The sequence below is a fragment of the Sphingomonas sp. BK036 genome, assembly GCF_004216825.1.
Classification (GTDB): Bacteria; Pseudomonadota; Alphaproteobacteria; order Sphingomonadales; family Sphingomonadaceae; genus Sphingomonas.
In genome coordinates this window covers 81,797-104,720 of record NZ_SGXR01000008.1, presented here as the reverse complement: position 1 = coordinate 104,720, position 22,924 = coordinate 81,797, and the positions used below count along the sequence as shown (strand labels likewise).

Annotated in this window: 20 protein-coding genes; 14 read left to right on the top strand and 6 right to left on the bottom strand. The window is 66.7% G+C overall.

Annotated elements, in window-relative coordinates; all coding sequences use genetic code 11:
• Position 1: 1 nt before the first annotated feature.
• Positions 2 to 1,138, bottom strand: a complete 1,137-nt coding sequence (locus EV283_RS17395; protein WP_165391835.1) for an efflux RND transporter periplasmic adaptor subunit — start codon at positions 1,136 to 1,138, stop codon at positions 2 to 4.
• 13 nt (positions 1,139 to 1,151) lie between these two features.
• Positions 1,152 to 1,385 carry a hypothetical protein gene (locus tag EV283_RS17390; protein ID WP_130327557.1) on the bottom strand — a complete coding sequence of 78 codons (234 nt, stop codon included), beginning with the start codon at positions 1,383 to 1,385 and terminating at the stop codon, positions 1,152 to 1,154.
• Positions 1,386 to 1,502: 117 nt separating this feature from the next.
• Between EV283_RS17390 and EV283_RS19265 the strand changes: the two genes are divergently transcribed.
• Positions 1,503 to 1,766 carry a hypothetical protein gene (locus EV283_RS19265; RefSeq protein WP_165391830.1) on the top strand — a complete coding sequence of 88 codons (264 nt, stop codon included), beginning with the start codon at positions 1,503 to 1,505 and terminating at the stop codon, positions 1,764 to 1,766.
• A 43-nt stretch (positions 1,767 to 1,809) separates the two neighbouring features.
• Here the strand turns inward: EV283_RS19265 and EV283_RS17380 are convergent, their stop codons facing one another.
• The 3 genes from EV283_RS17380 to EV283_RS17370 are packed head-to-tail and all read right to left on the bottom strand — an operon-like array spanning position 1,810 to position 4,702.
• Positions 1,810 to 3,027, bottom strand: a complete 1,218-nt coding sequence (locus EV283_RS17380) for a HupE/UreJ family protein (RefSeq protein ID WP_130327555.1) — start codon at positions 3,025 to 3,027, stop codon at positions 1,810 to 1,812.
• Positions 3,024 to 3,932: a peptidyl-prolyl cis-trans isomerase gene (locus EV283_RS17375; protein WP_130327553.1), complete on the bottom strand. Its 909-nt coding sequence runs from the start codon at positions 3,930 to 3,932 to the stop codon at positions 3,024 to 3,026. Before EV283_RS17375 ends, EV283_RS17380 begins: the two co-directional genes overlap by 4 nt.
• Positions 3,929 to 4,702, bottom strand: a complete 774-nt coding sequence (locus tag EV283_RS17370) for a c-type cytochrome (RefSeq protein ID WP_242616052.1) — start codon at positions 4,700 to 4,702, stop codon at positions 3,929 to 3,931. Before EV283_RS17370 ends, EV283_RS17375 begins: the two co-directional genes overlap by 4 nt.
• 134 nt (positions 4,703 to 4,836) lie before the next feature.
• Here EV283_RS17370 and EV283_RS17365 point away from each other — a divergent pair, with 134 nt between their 5' ends.
• The 3 genes from EV283_RS17365 (at position 4,837) to EV283_RS17355 (ending at position 10,012) form a co-directional block, all read left to right on the top strand.
• Positions 4,837 to 6,135, top strand: coding sequence for a helix-turn-helix domain-containing protein (locus EV283_RS17365; protein ID WP_130327551.1), 1,299 nt, complete (start codon positions 4,837 to 4,839; stop codon positions 6,133 to 6,135).
• Between the two features lie 132 nt (positions 6,136 to 6,267).
• Positions 6,268 to 8,532 (top strand): TonB-dependent receptor, encoded by a 2,265-nt coding sequence (locus EV283_RS17360; protein WP_242616051.1) that lies wholly within the window; start codon positions 6,268 to 6,270, stop codon positions 8,530 to 8,532.
• A complete protein-coding gene (locus EV283_RS17355) occupies positions 8,507 to 10,012 on the top strand; it encodes a PepSY domain-containing protein (RefSeq protein WP_130327549.1) in 1,506 nt (501 codons plus the stop codon). Before EV283_RS17360 ends, EV283_RS17355 begins: the two co-directional genes overlap by 26 nt.
• Positions 10,013 to 10,110: 98 nt before the next feature.
• Here EV283_RS17355 and EV283_RS17350 read toward each other — a convergent pair whose 3' ends face one another.
• Complete coding sequence (locus EV283_RS17350; protein WP_130327547.1) at positions 10,111 to 10,872, bottom strand: cytochrome b/b6 domain-containing protein; 762 nt, start codon at positions 10,870 to 10,872, stop codon at positions 10,111 to 10,113.
• Positions 10,873 to 11,115: 243 nt separating this feature from the next.
• On the opposite strand from EV283_RS17350, the gene EV283_RS17345 reads away from it, so the two are divergent.
• The 10 genes from EV283_RS17345 (at position 11,116) to EV283_RS17300 (ending at position 22,732) form a co-directional block, all read left to right on the top strand.
• Positions 11,116 to 11,970, top strand: a complete 855-nt coding sequence (locus EV283_RS17345) for a fumarylacetoacetate hydrolase family protein (protein ID WP_130327545.1) — start codon at positions 11,116 to 11,118, stop codon at positions 11,968 to 11,970.
• A gap of 76 nt (positions 11,971 to 12,046) precedes the next feature.
• The gene (locus tag EV283_RS17340; protein ID WP_130327543.1) at positions 12,047 to 13,477 is read left to right on the top strand and encodes an aldehyde dehydrogenase; all 1,431 of its coding nucleotides are present in this window, start codon (positions 12,047 to 12,049) and stop codon (positions 13,475 to 13,477) included.
• 190 nt (positions 13,478 to 13,667) lie between these two features.
• A complete protein-coding gene (locus EV283_RS17335) occupies positions 13,668 to 14,156 on the top strand; it encodes a DUF6644 family protein (protein ID WP_130327541.1) in 489 nt (162 codons plus the stop codon).
• Between the two features lie 28 nt (positions 14,157 to 14,184).
• The gene (locus EV283_RS17330; RefSeq protein WP_242616050.1) at positions 14,185 to 14,700 is read left to right on the top strand and encodes a DUF6644 family protein; all 516 of its coding nucleotides are present in this window, start codon (positions 14,185 to 14,187) and stop codon (positions 14,698 to 14,700) included.
• Between the two features lie 252 nt (positions 14,701 to 14,952).
• Positions 14,953 to 16,989: a TonB-dependent receptor gene (locus EV283_RS17325; RefSeq protein ID WP_242616049.1), complete on the top strand. Its 2,037-nt coding sequence runs from the start codon at positions 14,953 to 14,955 to the stop codon at positions 16,987 to 16,989.
• Positions 16,990 to 17,093: 104 nt separating this feature from the next.
• Entirely contained in the window at positions 17,094 to 17,798 is a 705-nt protein-coding gene (locus tag EV283_RS17320) for a TetR/AcrR family transcriptional regulator (RefSeq protein ID WP_130327539.1), read from the top strand.
• 218 nt (positions 17,799 to 18,016) lie between these two features.
• On the top strand, positions 18,017 to 19,498 hold the full coding sequence (locus EV283_RS17315) for a bifunctional 3-(3-hydroxy-phenyl)propionate/3-hydroxycinnamic acid hydroxylase (RefSeq protein ID WP_130327537.1): 1,482 nt from the start codon (positions 18,017 to 18,019) through the stop codon (positions 19,496 to 19,498).
• A 68-nt stretch (positions 19,499 to 19,566) separates the two neighbouring features.
• Positions 19,567 to 20,460: an acetoacetate decarboxylase family protein gene (locus EV283_RS17310; protein ID WP_130327535.1), complete on the top strand. Its 894-nt coding sequence runs from the start codon at positions 19,567 to 19,569 to the stop codon at positions 20,458 to 20,460.
• Between the two features lie 467 nt (positions 20,461 to 20,927).
• Positions 20,928 to 21,326 carry a hypothetical protein gene (locus EV283_RS17305; protein WP_130327533.1) on the top strand — a complete coding sequence of 133 codons (399 nt, stop codon included), beginning with the start codon at positions 20,928 to 20,930 and terminating at the stop codon, positions 21,324 to 21,326.
• Positions 21,323 to 22,732 (top strand): hypothetical protein, encoded by a 1,410-nt coding sequence (locus tag EV283_RS17300; RefSeq protein WP_130327531.1) that lies wholly within the window; start codon positions 21,323 to 21,325, stop codon positions 22,730 to 22,732. The genes EV283_RS17305 and EV283_RS17300 overlap by 4 nt, the downstream gene beginning before the upstream one ends.
• Positions 22,733 to 22,924 lie beyond the last annotated feature (192 nt).

The window sequence follows — 22,924 nt, the reverse complement described above, 5'->3', positions numbered from 1 at the left end:
GTCAGTTGGTGGTCCCGAGCTTGACGGTGACCGGCTTTACGGTCGCGCCGGGCTGTGCCTTGTCGACGCCCTGGACGATCAGCCGGTCGCCGGCCTTCAGTCCGGCGGTGACGATCCATGTGTCGCGCACCGCCTGTGCGGTGGTGACCTGGCGGAGCGCGACCTTGTTGTCGGTACCGACGACCAGCGCGGTGGCGTTGCCCTTGGCATCGCGCGTGATGCCTTGCTGCGGCGCAAGGATCGCGTTGCGGATCATGGTCTGCGGCACGGTCAGGCGCACGAACATGCCCGGCAGCAACAGCCCCTTCGGGTTTGCGAACCGCGCGCGCAGCGTCACGGTGCCCGTGGTGGTATCGACGACCGCCTCGCCGAACTGGATCGTGCCGGTCTGCGGATAGCTGCGACCATTTTCAAGCGACAGGCGCACGGTGGTGCTGGCCGGCAGCGCTTCGCCCGTCGCCAGGCTCTGCCGCAGATCGTACAGCGCGCTGCTCGATTGCTGGATGTCGACGAAGATCGGATCGAGCTGCGAGATCGTCGCCAGTGCCGTGGTCTGCGCCGCGGTGACGAGCGCGCCCTGCGTGTAGGTCGATCGGCCGATCCGCCCCGAAATCGGCGCATAGACGCGCGTGAAGCCGAGATTGACGTTCGCGGTGCGCAAGGAGGCGCGATATTGTGCGATGCTGGCGCTGGCCTGACGCGATGTCGCCACGGCATCGTCGACGTCCTGCCGCGCGACCGCGTCGGCACTCTGCAGCCGACCATATCGCTTCACCTTGGCCTGGGCGGTGGCGGCCGACGCCTGCGCGCTCGTCAGCTGCGCGGCGACCTCGTCACGGGTCGCCCGGTACAGGCGGGGGTCGATCTGGTACAAGGGCTGGCCAGCCCGGACCAGCGTGCCCTCGGTAAACAACCGCGCCTTGATGATCCCGTCGACCTGCGGACGGACTTCCGATGTCACGGTGGCCGTCGTACGGCCGGTCAGCTCGGTCGTGGTCGTGACCGGCTGCGTCGCCAGCGTGACCACGCCGACCTCGGACGGAGGCATTTTGGGCATGGTGTCCTTGGACGTGCCACAGCCGGTAAGCGCCACGGTCAGCAGGAGCGTGGCGGTCACACGCGCGGTCGATGGGATCATGGTCACGGCCGGCTCAGCGTGGGCAGTGCTGGCGCTTGCCGCGGGCGTCGCGATACGTGCCGGTGCGAGCGTCGTAGCCCTTGTCGGTCTTGCCGCAGCCCGCGATTGGCGCGCGCTTGCGGGTCTGGCGCTGGTCCGTCTTGGCGCGAGGGGCGGGGCGGACGGTCGCCGAATAGCGGTCGGGTTGGATATATTGCGGCGCAGCGGCCATGCCCAGCAGGGCGGCGGCCAGTTCGAGTGCGATCATGGGAAGGACCTTTCTATGGTCCTCCCGAGCTAGGCCCTGCGCCTTCCGCCAAACATGCTCGCCGGGTAAGCAAAGGTAAGCGTTTGTAACGGCCGCGCGGCGCGCGCGTTTGGTACATTGTCGGTTGGATCAGGCGACCGCGACGGGATCAAGTACGACCGCGCTGCGCTCGGCAAGCTCGTTGATCGCCGCGAGCTAGCGCTGGAAATGCGGCGTGGCGCGATGCGCAGTCACGGCGTCGAAGTCGACGTACAGCTCGTCGAGCGCGAACACATCGGGATCGTCATGATCGCCATGCCGTCCGAAAAAAATGATCCGGACACAAAACGTTACCTTCCGAAACTAGCAGCCACCCGGCCCCAAGATAGGTGCATGAATTAACGGCATCTTTCGCACACCGCGCTCGGACGATAGACGTGCGGGATCAGGCAAAGCTGAAGCTTCGGCTGACGAACCAATACACGCCCTCCAGCACCAGGAACGACGCGCACACATCGACGACGATCGGCCTCGGCAATGTCAGCCTGACCCGCCGGAGCAGCGCCGCGACCCCCACCAGCGTCGTGACGACCGTGAGCTGACCTATCTCGACGCCAAGGTTGAACCCAACCAGCAGTTCGGCGAGCTTGGCGGGCGGGATCGATTCGTTGAGCAGATCGGCGGCGAAGCCGAAGCCGTGGATCAGGCCGAAGATCAGCGTGACGACGAGCCGCAGTCGACCGGCATCGCGGACATGACCCGCTACCATCAGGTAATTGGCGGCGAACAGCCCTGCGCCCAGCAGCAACGTGAACGGGAGCAGGCCGATACCGAGCAGCCTGAGGCCTGCCATTGCCAGCAGTGCGCCGCCGGTCCACAGCGCAAACAGCCCCGGCCGCTGGATCTGCACCGCAAGATTTTCGACCCCGATCAGCGCGATCGTCAGCGCGACGAGCGCGTCGATGAACTCGGCGTGCGGGCGGATGATTCCCGTGACGGCAAGCGCCAGCGTCAGGCTATGCCCCAGCGTGAAGCCGGTGATGACGAAGATCAGATCCTTGAACCGCCGCGAGATCAGCACGAGCCCGAGCAGGAAGCTCATATGATCGACGCCGGTGAAGATGTGCATCAGCCCCATCTTCACGAAGGTCACAAACCCGGCGCCTTCGATCTCGCCGCCCTGCGCCTTGCCGAGGTCGATGGTCTGGGAGTCGGCGGTGAGGACGTCCTCGACGAAATCGCCCTTGGCGGTCTGGATCTGCGCCAGGTTCACATGCGTCGGCACCAGTTCGAAGAAGGCGCCGTCGTGGAGCATCACGCCCTCGGCGGATGGGCAATCGTAGAAGAACTCGACGCGGCGATAGCCGGTGACGGCGGCGACCGGGCGCGGCTTGCCGGTCAGCGCGCAGGCCTTGCCCTGCGCGGAGGCGCCAAGTTTGGGCTTCAGATACGCGATCAGCTGCGGGGTGTTGGGGGGGCGGCCATCGGTCGTCAGCCGGCGCGCTTCGAGATCGGACACCGAGAAGGTCAGATGGACCGAACTGCCGTCGACCAGCCAGGTCGAATGCGATTCGGACCGCGTGTGTGCGCTGGCCGGCGCGAGCTGCCAGATAAACGTCGCGCTCAACGCGAGCAGCCACCGGACGATGATGCGCATCGTCATTGCAGGTCCGCGGCGATCTTGATGTCGGCGCGCTTTCTCAGGAAGCGTTTGTTGCCCTCCTGAAGCCGCGCGATCTTGTCCGCGAGAAAATCACGCAGCACCTGATCGCGTGCCTCGGGATAGGGCGTCGCGACCGGCCGCGTGTTGCGGATCATCTGGACGATATGGACCCCGTCGGGGGTCGGGATCGGGTCCGAGACCGCGCCGTTGGCCAGACCGCGCGCGACCGCGAAGACGCGCGTGCCGAGATGCTCCTGCGCCGCGAAGTAGAATTCCTCGCCGTCATCGACCCGGCCGGTGGTCTTCAACCCCAGCGCGTCGGGCGCGGTTCCGCTCCGCAGCGCCGCCACCACGCGTTGCGGATCGGCACCCGCCGGCACCCGCCATTCGTGCAACGTCATCAGGCCTTCGCTCGCGTATTTTCCCTGGTGTGCGGTGTACCAGCCGCGCAGTTCGTCCTCGGCCGGCTTGGCGGTGGCGGCGTCCTGCGCGATCTGGCCTTCGGTGGACTGGACGAGCGCCTGGCGCACGTCGATGTCGTCGTTCGCCAGACCCATCTCGACGCCGCGCTGCACATAGAGCTCCTCGCGGACCACGTCGTCGAGGACCTTCTGTCGCTGCGGCCGCGTCGTCTGCGCATAGGGCACGCTGTACAGCGCGGTCACCTGCGCGATCAGGTCGGCGCGCAGCACGGGAATGGCGTTGACCAGCGCGGCGTCCTCCGCCGGGATCGATGCGGTTCGCGTGCCCTGCGCCGTAAAGAGGCCATAGCCGGCGATTCCGAGCCCTAGAAGAGCGCCGATCGCAGCCAGCAGCATCGAGCGCCGGCCGACCGGTTTATGGACGTCCCACAGCGCGCCAGCAGGAGGCTGGGCCGGGGTCGGGGAAGCGGTATCCTGGGTCATTTCCTGTCCGATTGGGTTGGCGCCAGCGAGGCGACGTAGACCGCGACGTTGCGCAATTCGGCGGGGGTCAGCTTGTGGGCGAAGGCCGGGCTCATGCCCGCGCGGCCGCGACTGATCGACCGGCGGATGTCAGCGATCGAGCCGCCATAGAGCCAGATGTCGTCGGTGAGCGCGGGCGCGCCGATCGCGCCGTCACCGCCCAGATCGCGACCGTGGCAATCCCAGCATCCGGCCTTGTTATACGCGTCGCGCCCGCGCTTCTGTGCGGCGGGATCGGTGACGCCAGCGGTGAACGCATGGATGAACCGTGTCAGCGTCTCGATCTGCGCCGGGGTCTGCGGTGGCAGCGGCTCGGCCGCATCGGGGGTCTTGCTGGCATAAGCGGGCATCACCGCGAGGTTCCAGCCATGCTTGTTGCCCGCACGGATGCCGTAGCGCGCGATATCCTCGATCTGCGCGACGGTACCTTCGCGGTACAGATGCTCGTCGTCGGTCAGGTCGGGAACGCCCAGCGTCCTGTCGCCCTTGCCGGCCGCGCCGTGGCACGATGCGCAATGCTGAGCGTAGACCGGCTGTCCCGCAGCGATCGCGGCATCGCGCAACGTCGGGTCGCCGAGGATCGCCTCGGGGTCCGCCCGCAGCACCTGCGCCGCGATCGCCCGATCGCGCAGGCCGTGCGTCACGACGGCCGCGACGAGCACGAACAGCGGTATCATCCACAGCAGCCGCCGCCGGGTTACGGCGCGGGCGAAGGTCCGGGGGGGCGTCATGCCGCCGGTCGTCTATCCAGCGCGCGCCCTGCGTCCAGCACCGAACGGTAACGTACAGGTTACGAAACCGTCGGGCGCGCCGCGACGGGAATGTTTGCGCTTGCCCGGCCGACAAAGGCTGATAGCCACGCGGAATGACGGCGACGGACACAGACTATCGGGAGCGCCTGGCCGCAGAAGCCAAGCGCGTTCGCGATAGCGGTGATCTCGGCCGGTCCGAGCCCTTGATCCGTCTCTTCGATTTCCTCGTCGAACGCTCGCTGGACGGGCGCATCCCGCGCGAGATCGAGATCGCACAGGACGTCTTCGACAAGACGCATGATTTTGACGGGATGCTCGACGCCTCGGTGCGCGTCTATATCCACCGCCTTCGTCGCAAGCTCGCCGAACATTATGCGCGAGTCCCCGGCGATCCCGACTGGATCTCGATCCCGCTCGGCGAATACCGGGTCGTGCTCGCATCGCCGCCCGCGGCCGACGAGATCGCGATGCCACCCGAGCCCCCCGTCGCGCCGCCGAAACGGCGGGTCAACCGCATCTGGCTTGCCCTCCTCGCGCTCGCGCTGGTCAATGCGCTCGCCTGGATCGTCTATGTCAATCGATCGTCGGGCGATGACGGCGCGGTGAAGAGCAACCTGTGGCGGCCGATCGCCGACAACAAGCGGCCGACGCTGCTCGTGCTGGGCGATTATTACATCTTCGGCGATGCGGCCGACGGGATCGTCGTGTCGCGGCTGATGCGCGACTTCGCGATCAACTCGCGCGAGGAGCTCGACCGCTATCTGATGCTCAACCCGGACAAGGTCGGCAGCTATGTCGACGTGAACCTGCATTATCTGCCGGTCAGCGTCGGGCATGGCCTGCGCAGCCTGCTGCCGATATTGAACGCCGCCAACAAGGGCAGCGGCGAACGTCCCGGCGTCGAGACCATGTCGGAGGTGAAGCCCGAGATCTTCAAGGCCGCCAATATCGTCTATCTCGGTTTCCTGAGCGGGCTCGGCGCGTTGCAGGATCCGCTGTTCCGCGCATCGGGCTTCAAGATCGGCGACAATTTCGACGAGCTGATCGACAAGGCGACCGGCCGGCGGTTCAAATCGGACTGGGGCGTGGTGGCGGACGGCAAGGTGCCGCAACGCGACTATGGCTATATCGCGAGCATGGTGGGGCCGAGCGGCAACCGCATCCTGATCATCGCCGGCACGCGCGATGCGGCCGTCGTCCAGATGGCGGAGATCGCCGCGGACCAGCAGCAGCTCGAAGCGATCGACGCGAACAGCGGCGGCGGCGCGTTCGAGGCGCTGTTCGAGGTGCGGACGCTGGGCAATCTCAACCTCGGCAGCTCGCTCGTGCTGGCGCGGCCGATCCGCGCCGAGAGCATCTGGCAACCCGAACGCTCGTCCGGCGCCCGCAATTCGTCGCATCCGGCCAACTAGCCATGTCGTTGTATTCAAACGCGCAACGGTATTCGACCGCACGTTCGATCCGGCAAGGTGACCGTACGGTACTGGCGCCGGCGGCCGATTTCGTCTCAGGACCCCCGCCACGGACCATGAAGGGGGATCGACTTGACGCGATCGATACGGATCTTGCGATATGCCGGCTCGAGCCTCGCGATCGTAGCGGGACTGGCTAGCGCGGCGCACGCCCACGTCGATACGCCACCGCAGCAGGTCGCGATCGCACCGGCTTCGTCCGCCCCGGACCAGGGGGGCGACGCCCCGGCCGATACCAACCGCGAGGACATTCTCGTGGTCGGTCGGACCGTGTCGCTGGAGACCAAGACGGCGACCGGCAGCCGGCTCGGCCTGACCGTGTTGGAGACGCCCGCCAGCGTCGCGGTGCTCGACGGCGACGATGTGCGCGCACGCGGCGACATGAGCGTCGTCGACGCCGTCACCCGTGCGCCCGGGATCACCAGCGTGGCCAGCCCCGGCAATGGCGGCACCGCGCTCGCCGCACGCGGCTTCTCGGGACAGGGCTCGGTGCTCCAGCTCGTCGACGGGATCCGCCTGTTTCCGGCCGCCGGTACGATCACCTTCCCGACCGATCCCTGGACGATAGACCGGATCGAAGTGCTCAACGGCCCCGCTTCGGTCCTGTACGGGCAGGGCTCGCTCGGCGGCGCAGTCAACGTGATCTCGAAGCGGCCGAGCGGCGATCGGACGCGGATCGACGCCGAGCTCGGCTATGGCTCGCAGAACAGCGCGCATATCGCGGCGGGGATCGGCGGACCGATCGACCCGGTCCTCTCCTACCGGGTGGATGCGAGTTACCGACGGTCGGACGGCTATGTCGACCGCGGCGGATCGCACAGCCTCGCGCTGTCGGGCGCGCTGCGGTTCGCGCCGAGCGATACTTTCTCGCTGACGCTCCGCGACGATTATGGCGGCGTCCACCCGTCTAAATATTTCGGCACGCCGCTGATCGACGGCAAGCTCGACACGGCGATCCGCGAACGCAACTACAACGTGGCCGACGCGGAGATGTGGTCGAAGGACAATCGCCTGTCGCTCACGCTCGACTGGTCGCCGAGCGACACGGTCACGGTCAGCAACGTCGGCTATACCATGACGAGCAAGCGGCGCTGGCGGAACCTCGAAAACTATTGCTGGATCGACGCGAGCGGCAATTGCCCCAGCGGGTATAACAGCACGTCGGGCACGCCCGGCACGATCTATCGCACCGACAATACGGGCATCGTCCACGACCAGAGGCAGTGGGGCGATCAGGGGACGATCAAGCTCGCCACGCCATTGGGCGGCGGGGTGGCGAACGATCTCGTCGTCGGGTTCGACGTGAACCTCGTCAAGCTGACCTATTCGCATGATTTCGGATCGGCGCTGCAGGAGGACTTCGTCGATCCCTACCGGTTCGATCCCGGCACCTTCTACGACACGCAGGGCATCGCGCCGCGCTATCGCACGCGGACGGTCGAGTGGAGCCTGTTCGCCGAGGACCGGCTGAAGATCGGCGAGAAGCTGTCGATCGTCGGCGGCGTCCGGGCGGAGAGCGATACGGTCTCGCGCTACACCTTCGTCTATACCGGCGACGCGATCACCGGCGAGGTGCCGGCGCTCAACGGCGGGGCGAACGCGTCACGCAAACTGGACAACACGACCTGGCGCGTCGGCACGGTGTATCAGCCGACCCCCAACACCTCGCTCTATGCGCAATATGTAACCGGCGTCGATCCGCTGGGGACGCTCACCACCTATTCGACCGCGGCCAGCCAATATTACTTCACCAACGCGACCGGCGAGCAGATCGAGGGCGGCATCAAGGGCAGCTTTCTGGAGGGCCGCGTGTCGGCGACATTGTCCGCCTACCGGATTGTGAAGCATAATCTGGTCGCGCAGCGAACGCCGACCAGCCCGGTCGAGCAGATCGGCCAACGCTCGTCCAAGGGCATCGAGGCGACCGTCCGCGTCGCGCTGCCCGCCGGGTTCCTGATCGATGCCAACGGCACCGTCCTGAAGGCGCGCTACGACGATTTCGTCAGCGGCGCGAACACGTACACCGGCAACGTGCCCACCGACGTGCCACAGACGGCGGCGAACCTCTGGCTCAACTGGACCGGCCAGAAGATCGGCGCGCGGGCGGGGCTGCGCTATGTCGGCGCGCGCTACTCGGATGATGCCAACCTGTTCCGCGTGCCGGCCTATGCGGTCGTCGATGGCAGCCTCAGCTATGCGCTCAGGCCCGAGCTTGCGCTCGATCTCCACGTCTACAACCTGTTCGACAAGGATTACGCGCTGACGACCTATAACGACCAGCAATGGATCCTCGGCCGGCCGCGCTCGATCGATGTCTCGCTCCGCGCCCGCTTCTAGCGCCCGGCGCCCGGCGATCGGCCATTGGCTGAAGCGTTGGCTCTATATCGGCCATCGCTGGCTCGGCATCGGCAGCTGCGTCCTGTTCGCGATGTGGTTCCTGTCGGGGCTGGTGATGATCTATGTCCCGTTTCCGGCGCTCACCGCGCGTGAGCGGCTCGCGGGCCTGCCGACGATCGACTGGGCGCTGGTCCGCACGGTCCCCGGCAAGTTGTTGCGCACCGCCGGGGTCGATGCGCCACCGCGCGTCCTGCTGCTCGAGATGCGCGATGCGCTTCCCGTCTGGCGGGTGACCGGCGACGATGGCCGGGACCGCAGCATCTCGGCGCTCGACGGCACCGTGCAGACGCCGCCGACCGAGGGCCAGGCGCGCGCGATCGCCGGGCGGTTCGGCCGCGATGCGGTGACGGGCGTGCAGCGGATCGAGCGCGACCAGTGGACCGTATCGGGCGCGTTCGACCGCCACCGCCCGCTATGGAAGGCGACGCTGGCGGGGCCCGATGCGCGCGTCCTGTATATCTCCGGCAGCACCGGCGCGGTGGTCCTCGATACCGTTCGTACCGAACGCTTCTGGAACTGGCTCGGATCGGTCCCGCACTGGCTGTATTTCACGGTCGTGCGGCAGGACAATGCGGTCTGGCGGCAGGTGGTGATGTGGGTGTCGGGGCCGTGCATCGTCGCGGGGCTGACCGGGTTCTGGATCGGCATCCTGCGCACGCGCTTCGGCCGCAGACGCTACCGCGACGGGCGGATGACGCCCTATCGCGGGTGGATGCTGTGGCATCACTGGGCCGGGCTGATCGGTGGCCTGTTCCTGCTCACCTGGATCTTCAGCGGCTGGCTGTCGGTCGATCCGTTCCGGCTGTTCGGCGGCGGTGGCGTCTCGGTACAGGCCGAGGCGCGGTATGAGGGTGCGCGCTGGGCGAAGCCGCCGGACATGGCGCGTCTCGCGCGGATTGCCCGTGGCGCCAAACAGGTCGAGCTCGCCTGGGTGCGCGGGCGGCCGATGCTCGAGATCCGCTGGCCCGCCGGGACGCGGATCGTCGACGCCCGAACGCTCGCCCCGTTCACGCCCGTAATCGCGCCGGCAGCCTTGGTGCCGGGGGCGCGTATCCTCGCCGCCGAGAGGCTGACCGCGCCCGATGCCTATTGGTATGCGCTCGACGGTCTGCCCCAACTGCCCGTGGTGCGCATCCGGTTCGACGATGCGGCGCGGACCTGGGTGCATCTTGATCCTTCGAGCGGCCGCGTGCTCGGCGCGATCGACGCGCGCGGACGCGCCTATCGCTGGCTGTTCGACCTGCTGCACAAATGGGATCTGACGATACTGACGCTGCATCGCCCGGTCTGGGACATCGCGCTGTGGGCGCTGTCCCTGCTGGGGCTGGTGACGTCGGTGAGCGGCATCTGGCTCGGTTGGAGGCGCCTTCGGCGACCGAAACACGTGCGGTCGAACCGTCCCGATCGCGCGCCCGTCTGACTAACGGCAGGATCCGCCCGGTCGCGCGGGCCATCCTCCTCAACTAATCTGGAGAAAAAGGGCTGCCGAACATGGTCCGGCAGCCCTTTCTCAGTCGGTCACTCCGGACGATGCCTGCGATCCCGGAAGCCCATGCGCTGCAATTCGGGCTCCTTGTCGAGGAACTGGTGCTTCAGCGCGCCGCCGATGTGGAGGATCAGCAGCAGGATCATCAGATAGCCCCCGATCTTGTGCCACTCGGCAAACTCGTCGTGCAGCACGTGTTGCGGTTCGACGCCGCCGGGCTCGATGCCGATGTTCGCGATCGGCGTGATCGCCGGCAGCGGGATCACCCACCAGATTCCCGGGGGCCCCTTGGGGGCGCCGGCAGGAGGCGCACCCGGCGCGCCATTGGCGGGTCCGGCCATCGGCGACGCAGCCATGGGTGGCCGGGCGACTTTCACACCGGCGGACCCGGCGGGGGGATGCGCCGACAGGATCGACCAGCCGGTCAGCGGCATCAGCATCATGCCCGCGTAGAGCAGAAAATGCGCGACATGCGCGGCGTGCCGCTCCCACGGCGTCATGGTGTCGGGGTAGGGCGGGGGCTCGTGGAGCAGGCGCCAGCCGATCCGCACGACCGTCAGCGCGAGCACGGTCAGCCCGGCCGACAGATGCGAGGTCAGGCCGAAACCGTAAAACGCCCTGTGCGTCTTGAAGAAACCGGCGGCGAGATCCCAGACCAGCAGCCCGCTGACCAGGTTCCAGAGGATCAGGACCGCGATCGCCCAGTGCAGCCACATCGCGACGCGCGTGTAGCGCGCACTTTCGGTACTGGGCCTGCCCGGCAGCCACCCCGCCTCGACCGATCCGGTTGCCATATCCTCTCCTCCATCCTGTTGGTTCGGTATCGCTGCACCGGGCCAATCCGACCGCCGCTCGGGCGTAGGACCTGGCGCGCGACAGCAATGCTCTATTTGAACTAGACAGTCATCGTTGGACGACTTAGTCAAGAAAAAAAGCAAGGTGGGGTGGCCGAGCCGATGTCGTCTTGGGGGCGCTCGAACGGCCGCCGACACCCGCTGCGCGCTCTGCCGCGACATTAGTCTGAGAGGATCGATCCGATGAAGCTTACCAGGTTTACCGTTGAAGGCCGCACCCGTCTGGGCAAGGTGGTCGATGACCGGATCATCGACATCAGCACGGCGGCGCCCGACGCCGGCCACTCGATGCGGCTGCTGCTCGAACAGCTCGAATCGCTGCGCCCGGCGATCGGGGCGCTCGATGCGCCGTCCTTCGCGCTGGCCGATGTCGTGCTCGAAGCGCCGATCGCCGATCCGCGCAAATATCTCGCGATCGGCATGAACTACCAGTCGCATGTCGACGAGGCCGAGGCCGCGGGCGTGACCGCGCCCAAGACGCAGATCTGGTTCAACAAGCAGGTCACGTGCATCAACGGCCCGTTCGCCGATGTCGACGTGCCGAAGGTGGGCCCCGACATGGTCGATTACGAGGCCGAGATGGGCGTCGTCATCGGCAAGCGCTGCCGCCATGTATCGCGCGAGGAGGCGCGGTCGATGATCGCGGGCTATGTCGTGTGCAACGACGTGACCGCGCGCGACTGGCAGTTCCGCTCGCCGACCTTCACGCTCGGCAAGTCGTTCGACACGCATGGCCCGATCGGCCCGTGGATCACCACCGACGACGAGATCGCCGATCCGCACGCGCTGACGATCGTGCTGGAACTCAATGGCGAGCAACGCCAGCATGCGTCGACCAGCGAGATGATCTACGACATCTATGACCAGATCGCGTATCTCAGCCAGGTCATGACGCTGGAGCCCGGAGACCTGATCGCGACCGGTACGCCGGCCGGCGTCGGTATCGCGGGCAACCGCTTCATGAAGGACGGCGACGTCGTGCGCGTTTCGGTCGACGGGCTCGGCGCGATCGAGAACCGGTTCGTCAACGAACGTTGAGATAGGGCGCGCGCCAGCCGGAACATCGGCGGCGCGCGCTGGCCCGTTACAACGATAGTAATTTCTGGAGAGCGAGATGTCGGGTTTGAGCACCGAGCAGCAGAGCACGCGCACCTTCGAGCGACGTAATCCGGTCACGGGCGAGGTCGCGACGACGGTCCATGCGGCGACCGTCGCCGATGCCAATGCGGCCTGCGATGCGGCGCACGCGGCGTTCCCAATCTGGTCGGGCCTGGGCCCTAATGCGCGCCGTGCCGTGCTGATGAAAGCGGCGGCTGAACTGGAAGCGCGCGCGCCGCAGTTCGCCGCGGCGATGATGGGCGAGATCGGCGCGACGCAGGGCTGGGCCGGGTTCAATCTGGCGCTGGCCGCCGGGATCGTGCGCGAGGCCGCCGCGATGACGACGCAGATCACCGGCGAGGTCATCCCATCGGACAAGCCCGGCTGCATCGCGATGGCGATGCGCGAGCCGGTCGGCGTGATGCTCGGGATCGCGCCATGGAATGCGCCCATTATCCTCGGCGTCCGCGCGATCGCAATGCCGCTCGCGTGCGGCAATACCGCGGTGCTCAAGGCGAGCGAGCAATGCCCGCGCACGCACGCGCTGATCGTCGAGGCGTTCCAGGCGGCGGGCCTCCCCGACGGCGCGGTCCAGATCGTCACCAACGCGCCCGAGGATGCGGCAGAGATCGTCGGCGCGCTGGTCGATCATCCCGCGGTGCGGCGGATCAACTTCACCGGCTCGACTCATGTCGGCAAGATCATCGCGAAGCGCGCGGCGGAGCATCTGAAGCCGGTGCTGCTCGAACTGGGCGGCAAGGCGCCGCTGATCGTGCTCGACGACGCCGATCTCGACGAAGCGGTGAAGGCGGCGGCGTTCGGCGCGTTCATGAATTCGGGCCAGATCTGCATGTCGACCGAGCGGATCATCGTCGTCGAGGCGGTGGCGGACGCATTTGCCGCCAAGTTCCGCGACAAGGTCGCCGCGATGCCCTGCGGCGATCCGCGCGATGGCAAGACTCCGCTGGGCGCGGTCGTCGACCAGAAGACCGTCGATACGGTGACGGCGTTGATCGACGACGCGCTGGCCCAAGGCGCCGAAACGCTGGTCGGCGGCGCTGCGACCGGCGTCCTGATGCCCGCGCATGTGATCGACAAGGTGACGCCCGACATGAAGCTGTTCAGGGACGAGAGCTTCGGCCCCGTCGTCGGGATCATCCGCGCGCGTGACGAGGCGCATGCGATCGAACTGGCGAACGATACGGCGTACGGCCTGTCGTCCGCGGTGTTCACGCGCGACACCGCGCGCGGTCTGCGCGTCGCCAGGCAGATCCAGTCGGGCATCTGCCACATCAACGGCCCGACCGTGCACGACGAGGCGCAGATGCCGTTCGGCGGCACCAAGGCCTCGGGCTATGGCCGGTTCGGTGGCAAGGCCGGGATCGACTCGTTCACCGAACTGCGCTGGATCACGATCGAGACGCAGCCGGGCCATTACCCGATCTGACCCCCTGCAACGGCCTGTGTAACGGTAGCGCGATCGTAGAGGAACGGTTCTCTACGCGCGCTCCGCACAAACGCGGGTCATTGGCCAAGGGGCAGGGCTCGTCCTGCCACATTCACAGACACCCGAGCGGACCACCTTGCCAGACTCGGGCCTGCCAGACTCAGGCCGGCCAGACTTAGGACACCAGATCATGTCAGTCGCGAAGTTCGCCAACCACCTCTACGGCACCCCGGTCAGCACGGCGATCCGCGAGACCAGCTGGATCATCCCCGGGGTCCAGAGCATCCACATCATCGCGATCGCAGGCGTCGTCGGCGCGGCGATCGTGATGGACCTGCGGCTGGCCGGCGTGCTGGCGACCGACGAGGCGCCGCGCGTCGTGGTGAAGCGGCATCTGCCCTGGATGCGGTCGTCGCTCGCGCTGCTGCTGGCGAGTGGGTTCGTCCTTGGGCTCGGCGAGCCCTACCGCGTGCTGATGAACCCGGTGTTCTGGGCGAAGATGGCGCTGGTGCTCAGCGGCTTCGTGCTGACCCTGCTGTTCCGCTATCCGATCCTGCACCCCGATTACCGCATCGAGCATGCGCGCGCCGCCGCATTGGTAAAGCCGCTGGCCTGGGCGTCGCTTGCGATCTGGGTGGCGGTCGTCTTCTGCGGTCGCTGGATCGCCTACTACCAGTGACACCCCCCATTCTTCCGGAGACCATGCCATGATGCCGGACACCGTGCCGCCCAACGCGCTCATGCAGACGCTGTACGATTCCACGATCGGGACCACGATCCGTGAAAGCGCGACGCTGTTTCCGTGGATCGAGAGCGTCCACGTCCTGATGATCGCGGCGGTCGTCGGCACGATCGCGATCGTCGACCTGCGACTGATCGGCGTGGCCTCGCACCGCCGCGGCGCGCGCCAGCTGATCGTCGACATGCTGCCCTTTACCTGGGTCGCGTTCGTGATGGCGCTGATCTCGGGGATGTTGCTCTTCCTGTCCAACGCGACCGGCTATTATGAAAGCATGCCGTTCCGCTTCAAGCTGCTGACGATCCTGATCGCGGGGATCAACATGGCGATCTTCCACATGACCGCGTACCGTAGGATCGGCGACTGGGATGATCGGCTGCCGACGCCGCGCGCCGCGAAGATCGCCGGGTTCAGCTCGCTCACGCTTTGGCTGGTCATCGTCTTCCTCGGTCGCTGGATCGGCTATTCCTACCCGCTCGCCTGACCGATCCCGACCTGTACCGAACAGACCCGATGCGCAGCCGGCCCCCGCCGGTTGCGCATCTCGCGTTTCGGGCGTCGCGCTCGTCGCCTGCAGAACGGGGCTAAACGGCGTTACAGAACATCGGTTCGAACCGTAACGCGCGAGCGTTCCGTCTCGGAATGACCTCAGAAAGCACGCGTCCACAGCGAGCCTATCCACTGCCGTCCGAACGACGGCGTCAGGGGTCCGCTCCCGTCCTTTGAGGTATTTTTCTTGAAACCATCGATCCGCCGCGCGCTTGCGACCGTCGCCCCTTGTGTCCTGCTCCAGATCGCGGCGCCGCCCGCGCTCGCGCAAAGCAGTCCTGCGACCCCGTCGGCGGACGAGGCCAAGGCTGGCGACATCGTGGTCTTCGGTCGCGGCGAGCTCAAGATCGGGACCGCGCAATCGGCCAGCGAGGGCACGATCAGCGGGTCGGACCTGCTCGTGCGGCCGTTGCTGCGCGTCGCCGAACTGCTCGAGGCGGTGCCCGGCATGGTCGCCGCGCAGCATTCGGGCAGCGGCAAGGCCAACCAGTATTTCCTGCGCGGGTTCAACCTCGATCACGGGTCGGACTTCACGACCTATATCGACGGCGTGCAGATGAACTTCCGCACGCACGGCCACGGGCAGGGCTATCTCGATCTCAACGGGCTGATCCCCGAGATCATCGCGCGCGAGGATTTCCGCAAAGGCCCGTATCGCGCGGATGGCGGCGACTTCGCGATGGCGGGCGCTGCCTACATGACGACGATCGATCGCTATGCCCGGCCCTGGGCATCGGTCGAGGCGGGGTCGTACGGCCATCGTCGGATCGCCGCGGGGGGAACGATCAGGAACGTCGCGGGCGGCGATCTGACCGCGGTCGGCGAGATCCGCGTCTATGACGGGCCATGGCAGCAACCCGAGCATCTGCGCCATTATGCGGGCTTCCTGAAATATGCGAAACCGCTGGGATCTGCCGAGCTCGAACTCACGTTCCACGGCTATCGCGGCACGTGGAAGCCGACCGAGCAGATCCCCGAACGCATTATCGGATTGGCGAGCTGTGCGAACGAATTCTGCTCGCCCGATCCGACCGCCACCGGCGAGACCACGCGCTATGTCGCCAACGCCAAGCTTTCGGGCCCCGGCTGGCGCATCAACGCCTACGGCCAATATTATGCCTGGGACATGTATTCGAACCCCGAATATTTCGACGCGACGGGCACGAGCGCGCAGATCCATCAGGTCGACAAGCGCAGGGTCTACGGGCTGACCGGCGAGAAGGACTGGACGATCTCGCCTGCGATCGACGTCACGATCGGCACCGAAAACCGCTACGACACGATCGACCGGGTCGGCGTGCAGCACACGATCGCGCGCCAGTTCGTGAACTCGCTCGGCCTCTACACCGTCGATGAAGCCTCGGCTGCGGTTTATGGCTCGGCGACCTGGCGACCGGTCGAGGGGCTGCGGCTGATCGGCGGCCTGCGCGGCGATTATTATCATTATTCGGTGCGTGCGCTCGACGCCGAAGCGGCGGCGCTGGGGCAGGGGTCGGGATCGGACGCGATCCTGTCGCCCAAGGCGCAGGCGGCGTACCGGATCGGCGATCATGTCGAACTCTATGCGGCCTGGGGCAGGGGCTTCCATTCGAACGACGTGCGCGGTGCGGTGACGACCACGCCCGTCCCGGTGCTGGTCTCGGGCACCGGCAAGGAACTCGGCGCTCGGTTCCAGTTCAGCAAGGTCACGCTGACGACGACCTATTGGTGGCTGGATCTCGGAAGCGAGTTGCGGTTCGTCGGCGATTCGAACGCGGTCGAGCCGAGCGCGGCGAGCAAGCGCCACGGCTATGAGATCGTCGCGTTCTGGCGACCCTTCCCGTGGCTCGCGATCGACAGCAACTACACGGCCAGCCACGCGCGCTACGACACTGGCGACTATATTCCGAACGCGTTCGAGAATGCGGCCGCAGCGGGCGTTTCGTTCATCCGGGGGCCGTGGGAGGCGAGCGTCCGCCTGCGACATCTCGGCCCGTATCCCCTGATCGAGGACAATTCGCAGCGTGACAAGGGCAGCAACGTCGTCAACGTCCGCGCCGCGCGCACGTTCGGCAAGTTCCAGGTCTATGCCGAGGTCCTGAACATTCTCGACAGCCACGACAAGGACATCGCCTATCTGTACCAATCCTACATCCCGAGCTTCGACGCCGCGCCGGTCGAGGGGCGGCTCAGTCGCGTGGTCGAACCGCGGACGCTGCGCGGTGGCGTGCGCGTCACATTTTGACGAGTCCGGACAAGGTCTGTAATTGGACGCCTTGGTCAATTCTGACCGCGTATTTGCAACCGTACCGGCGCGACCGTGCTGTACCATATCGATAGGAACTCGCCATGGCCGCTCGCCCTCGACTCACGGACGGTACGAAGCAGGCGCCGTCGTTGTTGGGCCAGCTCGATACAGCCCGCAAACCGGGCGAAACCGCGGGGCGCCGGGTAAACCGCACCCGCGTCGCGCTGCTCGAGGCGGCACAGCGTCTGTTCGCGACCCGGTCGATCGACAGCGTCAGCATCGACGACATCGCCAAGGCGGCGGAGGTCGCCAAGGGCAGCCTGTACAATCATTTCGACAGCAAGGAGGCGTTGGCCGACGAACTGTTCAAGATGGTCCGCGGCCATGTCGCCGAATTGCTCGACACTTCGGTCGACGACCAGACCCCGCCGCCCGAGCGGCTGGCGCGCGGCGCGTTCGTCATCCTGCGGTTCGCGATCGATCATCCCGAAAGCGTGGCGGCGCTGCTCAAGCTGTCGACGGCGTTGCTCGAGAATAATGCGCCGCTCAACGTGAAGGCGCGCGAGATCATCAGCGAGGGGCTGGAGTCGGGCCACTTCAAGGGCATCCCGGCCGACTCCGCGACGCTGCTGATGGTCGGGGCGATGCTCGTGATGTTGCAGGATTCGATCGACCGCCAGAAATCGGTCAAGCGCCTCATCGCGCGGATCATCCCGCTGATGGGCGGCGTGCTCAAGGCGCTCGGCGTCGACAGCGAGAGCGCCGCCGCTGCGACCAAGGCCGCGGCGCGGACTACGCTGGAGTAGCCGCCGCCCGCGTCTCGAATCATGCGTTTCCAGTTGACCATGTCGTCCAAATATGACTGTATGGTTCAACAAAGTCCGGAGAGGGATTCTGAAAGCTGTGCCAGGTTCGTGGCGCCCGTCAGTCGGGGCCGCCGACCGGTAGCGATCATGTGCCTTTCGGACGTGCCGGCGGCAGCGGAGGTCCCCGTGCCGCCCTTGTCAGGGAAACGTCGATCGTCATGACCAGTGATTTCGATTGTGATCTTCTTGTCGTCGGCCTGGGCCCGGTCGGCGCGGTCCTCGCGGCGCTCGCGCAGAGCCAGGGTGTGTCGGTGGTCGTCGTCGAACGCTCGCCGACTCCATTCCCGCTCCCGCGCGCGGCCGTATTCGATCACGAAATTATGCGAATCTTTCAGATGATCGGCGTCGCCGAACGGATCGCCCCGCTATGCCGTGCACCCGAGCGGTATCAGTTCCATACGGCGTGCGGGCAGGTCTTGCTCGACTTCGAGAATGCCAAGGTCGGGCCGTTCGGCTGGGCCGAAACCTATGCGCTTCACCAGCCGGCGGTCGAAGCGGTGTTGCGCAACCGGCTGTACGAGCTCGGCGTCCGCGTTCAGACCGGCGTCGCGTTCGAGCGGCTGGTGCAGGACCCGGACGGCGTGACCGTCAGCGTCACCGACAACGGGACGTCGCGCGAGATCCGTGCGCGCTACCTCGTCGGATGCGACGGATCGTGGAGCCCGGTGCGCGAGGCGCTCGGTATCACGCTGGACGATTATAATTTCGACGAGCCGTGGCTGGTGCTCGACACGATCATCGACGAACCGGGCGACCTGCCGATCGTCTGCCAGCAGATCTGCGATCCAAAGCGTCCGGTGACGCACATGGCGATGAGCGGCAAGCGCTTCCGCTGGGAGTTCATGATCAAGCCCGGCGAAACCGCGGAGGACATGCTCGACGAGTCGCGCATCCGCGAACTGCTGGCGCCATGGGGTTGCGCCGATCGCATCGAGATCGAGCGCAAGGCCGTCTATCGGTTTCACGCGCTGGTCGCCAAGCGGTGGCGCGACGGGCGGGTCTTGCTCGCCGGCGATGCCGCGCACCAGATGCCGCCCTTTGCCGGTCAGGGCATGTGCTCGGGGATCCGCGACTCCGCCAATCTCGCCTGGAAGATCGCCGCCATCGTCTGCGGCGACGCGGACGACGCCGTGCTCGACAGCTATCAGCAGGAACGCGAGCCGCACGTCCGCGCGATCATCGGCACGGCGATCGCGATGGGCCAGATCGTCTGCCTGCTCGACGAGACGGCGGCCGCGGAGCGCAACCGCGACATGCTCGCGCGGAAATCGTCCGGCGCGCAGGACGTGTCGGTCCTGTATCCCGATCTGACAGGCGGTCATCTGACCGAAACCGCCTTTGCTGGCGCGCTGTTCCCGCAACCGGTGAGCGAGGACGGTGAGCGGCTCGACTCGCTCTTCGGTCTCGATGCCGTGCTCATCGCGCGGTCGGCCATCGATCCGGCCGGTGCGGGTGTACGCATGTTCAGCCTGGATTCGCCGGAACTTCGCAAGTTTGCCGAACCGATCGACGCCTGGCTGACAAAGGTGGGCGCGGACGCGGTGCTGATCCGGCCCGACCGCCACGTCTTCGGTACCGGCAAGGCCGCGGCATTGCTCGGCGCCTGGACCGAGCTGGCGCACCGCAACATCGCCGCCTGAGCGCACCCTGAGCGCAGCGCCTCTCAACATTCACCTTCCGCCTCTTCAACCGCAATGGAACCTGTCCCATGACATTCATTCCCAATGCCGCCTCCCGCTACCGCATGCCGATCATGTTCGGCCCGGCGCCAGGCCCCCGGCAACATGCCGAAGGGCGGATGTGGACCGCCGAGGAGGCGGGCGACATGACCGCGCACTGGATGAAGATCGGCTACCGGACCGATCCGGCTAAGCTCGAGAAGCTGCTCCCGGCCGGATTCAGCCTGCGCGGCGATCCGATCGTCTCGGTGAGCTGCGCTTGGTTCAAGAATCTCTATTGGCTGGCGGGACGCGGCTACGGCATCCTGTCGATCGATTTCCCGGTCACCTATCAGGGCAAGACCGAGCGGCTCGATGGCGCGCTCTGCCCGATCATCTGGGAGGGCCAGCCGGACGCGATCATGACCGGGCGCGAGGAGCTCGGCTTCCCCAAGATGTTCGCAAATTTCAGCGAGATCGCCTTCGATGAATCCGCCGGCCGCGCGACCTGCGACGCCGGCTGGTACGATCACACATTCTTCGACATCGCGCTGACTGATCTGGTCGAGGAGCAGAATCCGACGAAGCAGCTGCCCGGCTCGAATGGCGGCGCGCAGATGTATTACAAGTACATGCCGCGCACGAGCCCCGGCGGGCGTGAGGGCGCGGACGTCGCGTATGTCACGACCTCGGCGGCGCTGGCGGGAAGCGGCGGCGCGGTCGCCAACATCAACTTCGACGAGTTCGCGTTCCGCCGCTGGACGGGCAAGGGCTCGCTCAACTGGCACCGCGCGACGTTCGAACAGCTGCCGCTGTCGTTCCACATCGTCAACGGCATCGCCGACCTAGATATCCTCGAATATACCGACGCCGAGATGGTGCACTTCACGGGGCCGGGTGTTGGCGTCGCGATGAACAGCCACCGGGTGATCGAACCGGCCTGACGAACCCGGCGACGCGATCGTGCGTCGCAGGCGGCACCCCGTCAGGCAGGAACCAACGGTCGTCGGCGAAGAACCGGCGGCCGTTTCTATTTAGGTCGGCCGCGCCATGCGGCGATCCTTCCGCCGGGTCCAATCAACGACCCCTGCACGGCCCTATCGCGGCCGTTTGCTGTGCCAAAATCGGACCCGTCGATCGCGGGATTGCGTCCACGCGCGCCGCGTGCAGTTATGGCGCCGGAAAGGCCGATACGCATCTGCCGCCACTTGACCGAAGTGTGCAAATATGACTGAATGGTTCACACGAGAGGAGTGAGTCCCATACCTTGGGCCTCGTCCGAAGGTCCCGTCCAAACGGATAGGTCCGGCTAGCTGCCACCGCCCTCGTTCGCCACCCTGGCGAGCGCAGGGCCAGCGTTAGACCGGACCCGCGCGTGGACGGATGATGGAGAGTGATGATGCGAAGAGCTATGAGATCGTGGATCGGCGTCGCTGCGGTGCCGCTGTGCCTTGCCGGGTTCGCCCAGGCGCAGGACCGGCCACCCGCCGGTCGGCCGCAACCCGGACCCATGGCGCCCGCCAGCAAGGACCCGTCGGCCGCGCCCGCGGGAACGTATCACGTCGACCTCGAACATGCGTCGGCGGTCGCGCGGGTGCGTCATCGCGGTATCTCGTACAACGTGCTGCGGTTCGGTGTGCGCGACGGCACGCTGCTCTGGAACCCCGCAAAGCCATCGGCGATCACGCTGGCGGTGATCGGCTTCACAGACAAGATGGTCATCGACACAAGGCAGTTCACGCAGCAGCCGATGGCGCGAATGGTCGGCACGGTTACCGTCATCCTCAATGCGGAATTCCTGAAGCAATGACCAACATCGCACAATATCGCCCCGATCGTGGATCGCATCTGGCGGCGATGACGGCCGAACGCGTCTTTGGCGCGGGCACGGATGAACTGCAGCGGATCAGCGCCTGCATGCTCGGCGCGCAGATGCCCGCAAGTCTGGCGCATGAAGCCGTCCATGGAATGGAGATGTGCCTGTTGGGGCAGGGCTGGCCGGTTGGCCGCTCGCTCGGTGCGTTGCCCGACGTCCGCACGAGTCTCGGGCTGGGGCGGCCGGCATTCCGTGAGGCGATCACCATCCTGGAGGCGCGCGGGTTGCTCGACGTCCGTCGCGGGCCCGGCGGCGGCCTGTTCGTCGCGGCCCCCGCGCTTGAGGACGTCGTCGGTGCTGTGCTGATGTACCTTGCGCTCACCGGCGAAACGTTCGCGCTGATCGAGGAGTTTCGGCTGCTCGTCTGGCGGATGATCGTGGACGCCGCGGTTCAGCGGCACCCGACATTGCCGCAACCCGTCACGACGCCCGGGGGCTGGGGCTTCGCCGCCGACCTCGCCGAACAGACCGGCAATACGACGATGGCGCTGCTGGCGAAATTGGCCGAGATGCTCGTGCGGACGTCGCAACGAGACTCCGCCCCCGCGCGCGATGACGCGCTCGACGCCATGATCCGGCAGGGTGATCTGACCAACGCCTTCGCGCGGCTCGACGCACTCGCCGGCCCGGTGCGCCGCGATGCGCCCGTCGTCACGCTCGAGGTCGCAGAGCGCGCTTTCTCGCTGTCCGGGCGCAAGTCGGCCATGGCGCTGGCCGCGCGGATGACCCGTGAATTGACCGCCCGCGCGGGGGCACAAGAAGCCGAGTGGGAGACGGCGGAGCGTCTGGGCTACACCGATGCCGTCGTGCGCCAGGCCAGGCGTATCCTGCAGGATTTCGGGATCGTCCGCTGCCGGCAAGGCCGCAAGGGGGCCGAACTGGCACCGCCCGCGGCACCCACCGGCGTCATCCGCCTGCTGGCGCCATTCCTGATGGCGAGTGCGATGTCGGCGTCGGACGAGAAGGAGGCGATCGCGTTTCTGGTCGGCGAGGCGTCCGTCCTGGCCGCGCGACGCGTCCAGGCTGGGGGCGCGGTACCGATCACCTGCTTTCCGTCGTCGCCGATGCCCGATCCGTTCGAGGCACTGGCGCTGGAAAACCACCTGCTCGAACTCAGCGGCAATCCGCTGCTCGCGATCGTGGTCCGGTCGCTCGGCGTCGCGAGCATCTTCGCGTCGGCCGATCCGTTGCCGCCGATGGAGCTGCGCGACGTCACCGCGATCAACCGTCGCATCCTCCAGGCGATCGAGCTCGGCGACGTCGGCGCGGTCACCGCGCTCGCGCGTCTCAAGATGGAGGTCATGCAGCACCCCGCCGACAGCTATCGAAAGGTCGCGTAGCCGTCGCGACGGAGATGATGCAGCTAACTTGCAAAGGCGCGGTCCCATAGCGTTGTGATCCGAACCCGTACGATAACTGGCGGGGATTGGAGAGGGGCGACTGACCGTGAATGCGCTGATCCGTGTCGATGCAGGCCGTGACGCCGCGATCCTGCACCGGGTGCGGGTCCGGCCTTCGCGGCGCGTGCCAAC

What these genes read in the sequence shown, in the direction of transcription:
- EV283_RS17300 (WP_130327531.1), top strand. Translation starts at nt 21,323, where the DNA reads ATGACCAACATCGCACAATATCGCCCCGATCGTGGATCGCATCTGGCG.
- EV283_RS17350 (WP_130327547.1), bottom strand. Translation starts at nt 10,872, where the DNA reads ATGGCAACCGGATCGGTCGAGGCGGGGTGGCTGCCGGGCAGGCCCAGT.
- EV283_RS17340 (WP_130327543.1), top strand. Translation starts at nt 12,047, where the DNA reads ATGTCGGGTTTGAGCACCGAGCAGCAGAGCACGCGCACCTTCGAGCGA.
- EV283_RS17310 (WP_130327535.1), top strand. Translation starts at nt 19,567, where the DNA reads ATGACATTCATTCCCAATGCCGCCTCCCGCTACCGCATGCCGATCATG.
- EV283_RS17315 (WP_130327537.1), top strand. Translation starts at nt 18,017, where the DNA reads ATGACCAGTGATTTCGATTGTGATCTTCTTGTCGTCGGCCTGGGCCCG.
- EV283_RS17330 (WP_242616050.1), top strand. Translation starts at nt 14,185, where the DNA reads ATGATGCCGGACACCGTGCCGCCCAACGCGCTCATGCAGACGCTGTAC.
- EV283_RS17375 (WP_130327553.1), bottom strand. Translation starts at nt 3,932, where the DNA reads ATGACCCAGGATACCGCTTCCCCGACCCCGGCCCAGCCTCCTGCTGGC.
- EV283_RS17390 (WP_130327557.1), bottom strand. Translation starts at nt 1,385, where the DNA reads ATGATCGCACTCGAACTGGCCGCCGCCCTGCTGGGCATGGCCGCTGCG.
- EV283_RS17395 (WP_165391835.1), bottom strand. Translation starts at nt 1,138, where the DNA reads ATGATCCCATCGACCGCGCGTGTGACCGCCACGCTCCTGCTGACCGTG.
- EV283_RS17345 (WP_130327545.1), top strand. Translation starts at nt 11,116, where the DNA reads ATGAAGCTTACCAGGTTTACCGTTGAAGGCCGCACCCGTCTGGGCAAG.
- EV283_RS17355 (WP_130327549.1), top strand. Translation starts at nt 8,507, where the DNA reads ATGTCTCGCTCCGCGCCCGCTTCTAGCGCCCGGCGCCCGGCGATCGGC.
- EV283_RS17370 (WP_242616052.1), bottom strand. Translation starts at nt 4,702, where the DNA reads ATGACGCCCCCCCGGACCTTCGCCCGCGCCGTAACCCGGCGGCGGCTG.
- EV283_RS17305 (WP_130327533.1), top strand. Translation starts at nt 20,928, where the DNA reads ATGAGATCGTGGATCGGCGTCGCTGCGGTGCCGCTGTGCCTTGCCGGG.
- EV283_RS17380 (WP_130327555.1), bottom strand. Translation starts at nt 3,027, where the DNA reads ATGACGATGCGCATCATCGTCCGGTGGCTGCTCGCGTTGAGCGCGACG.
- EV283_RS17335 (WP_130327541.1), top strand. Translation starts at nt 13,668, where the DNA reads ATGTCAGTCGCGAAGTTCGCCAACCACCTCTACGGCACCCCGGTCAGC.
- EV283_RS17365 (WP_130327551.1), top strand. Translation starts at nt 4,837, where the DNA reads ATGACGGCGACGGACACAGACTATCGGGAGCGCCTGGCCGCAGAAGCC.
- EV283_RS17320 (WP_130327539.1), top strand. Translation starts at nt 17,094, where the DNA reads ATGGCCGCTCGCCCTCGACTCACGGACGGTACGAAGCAGGCGCCGTCG.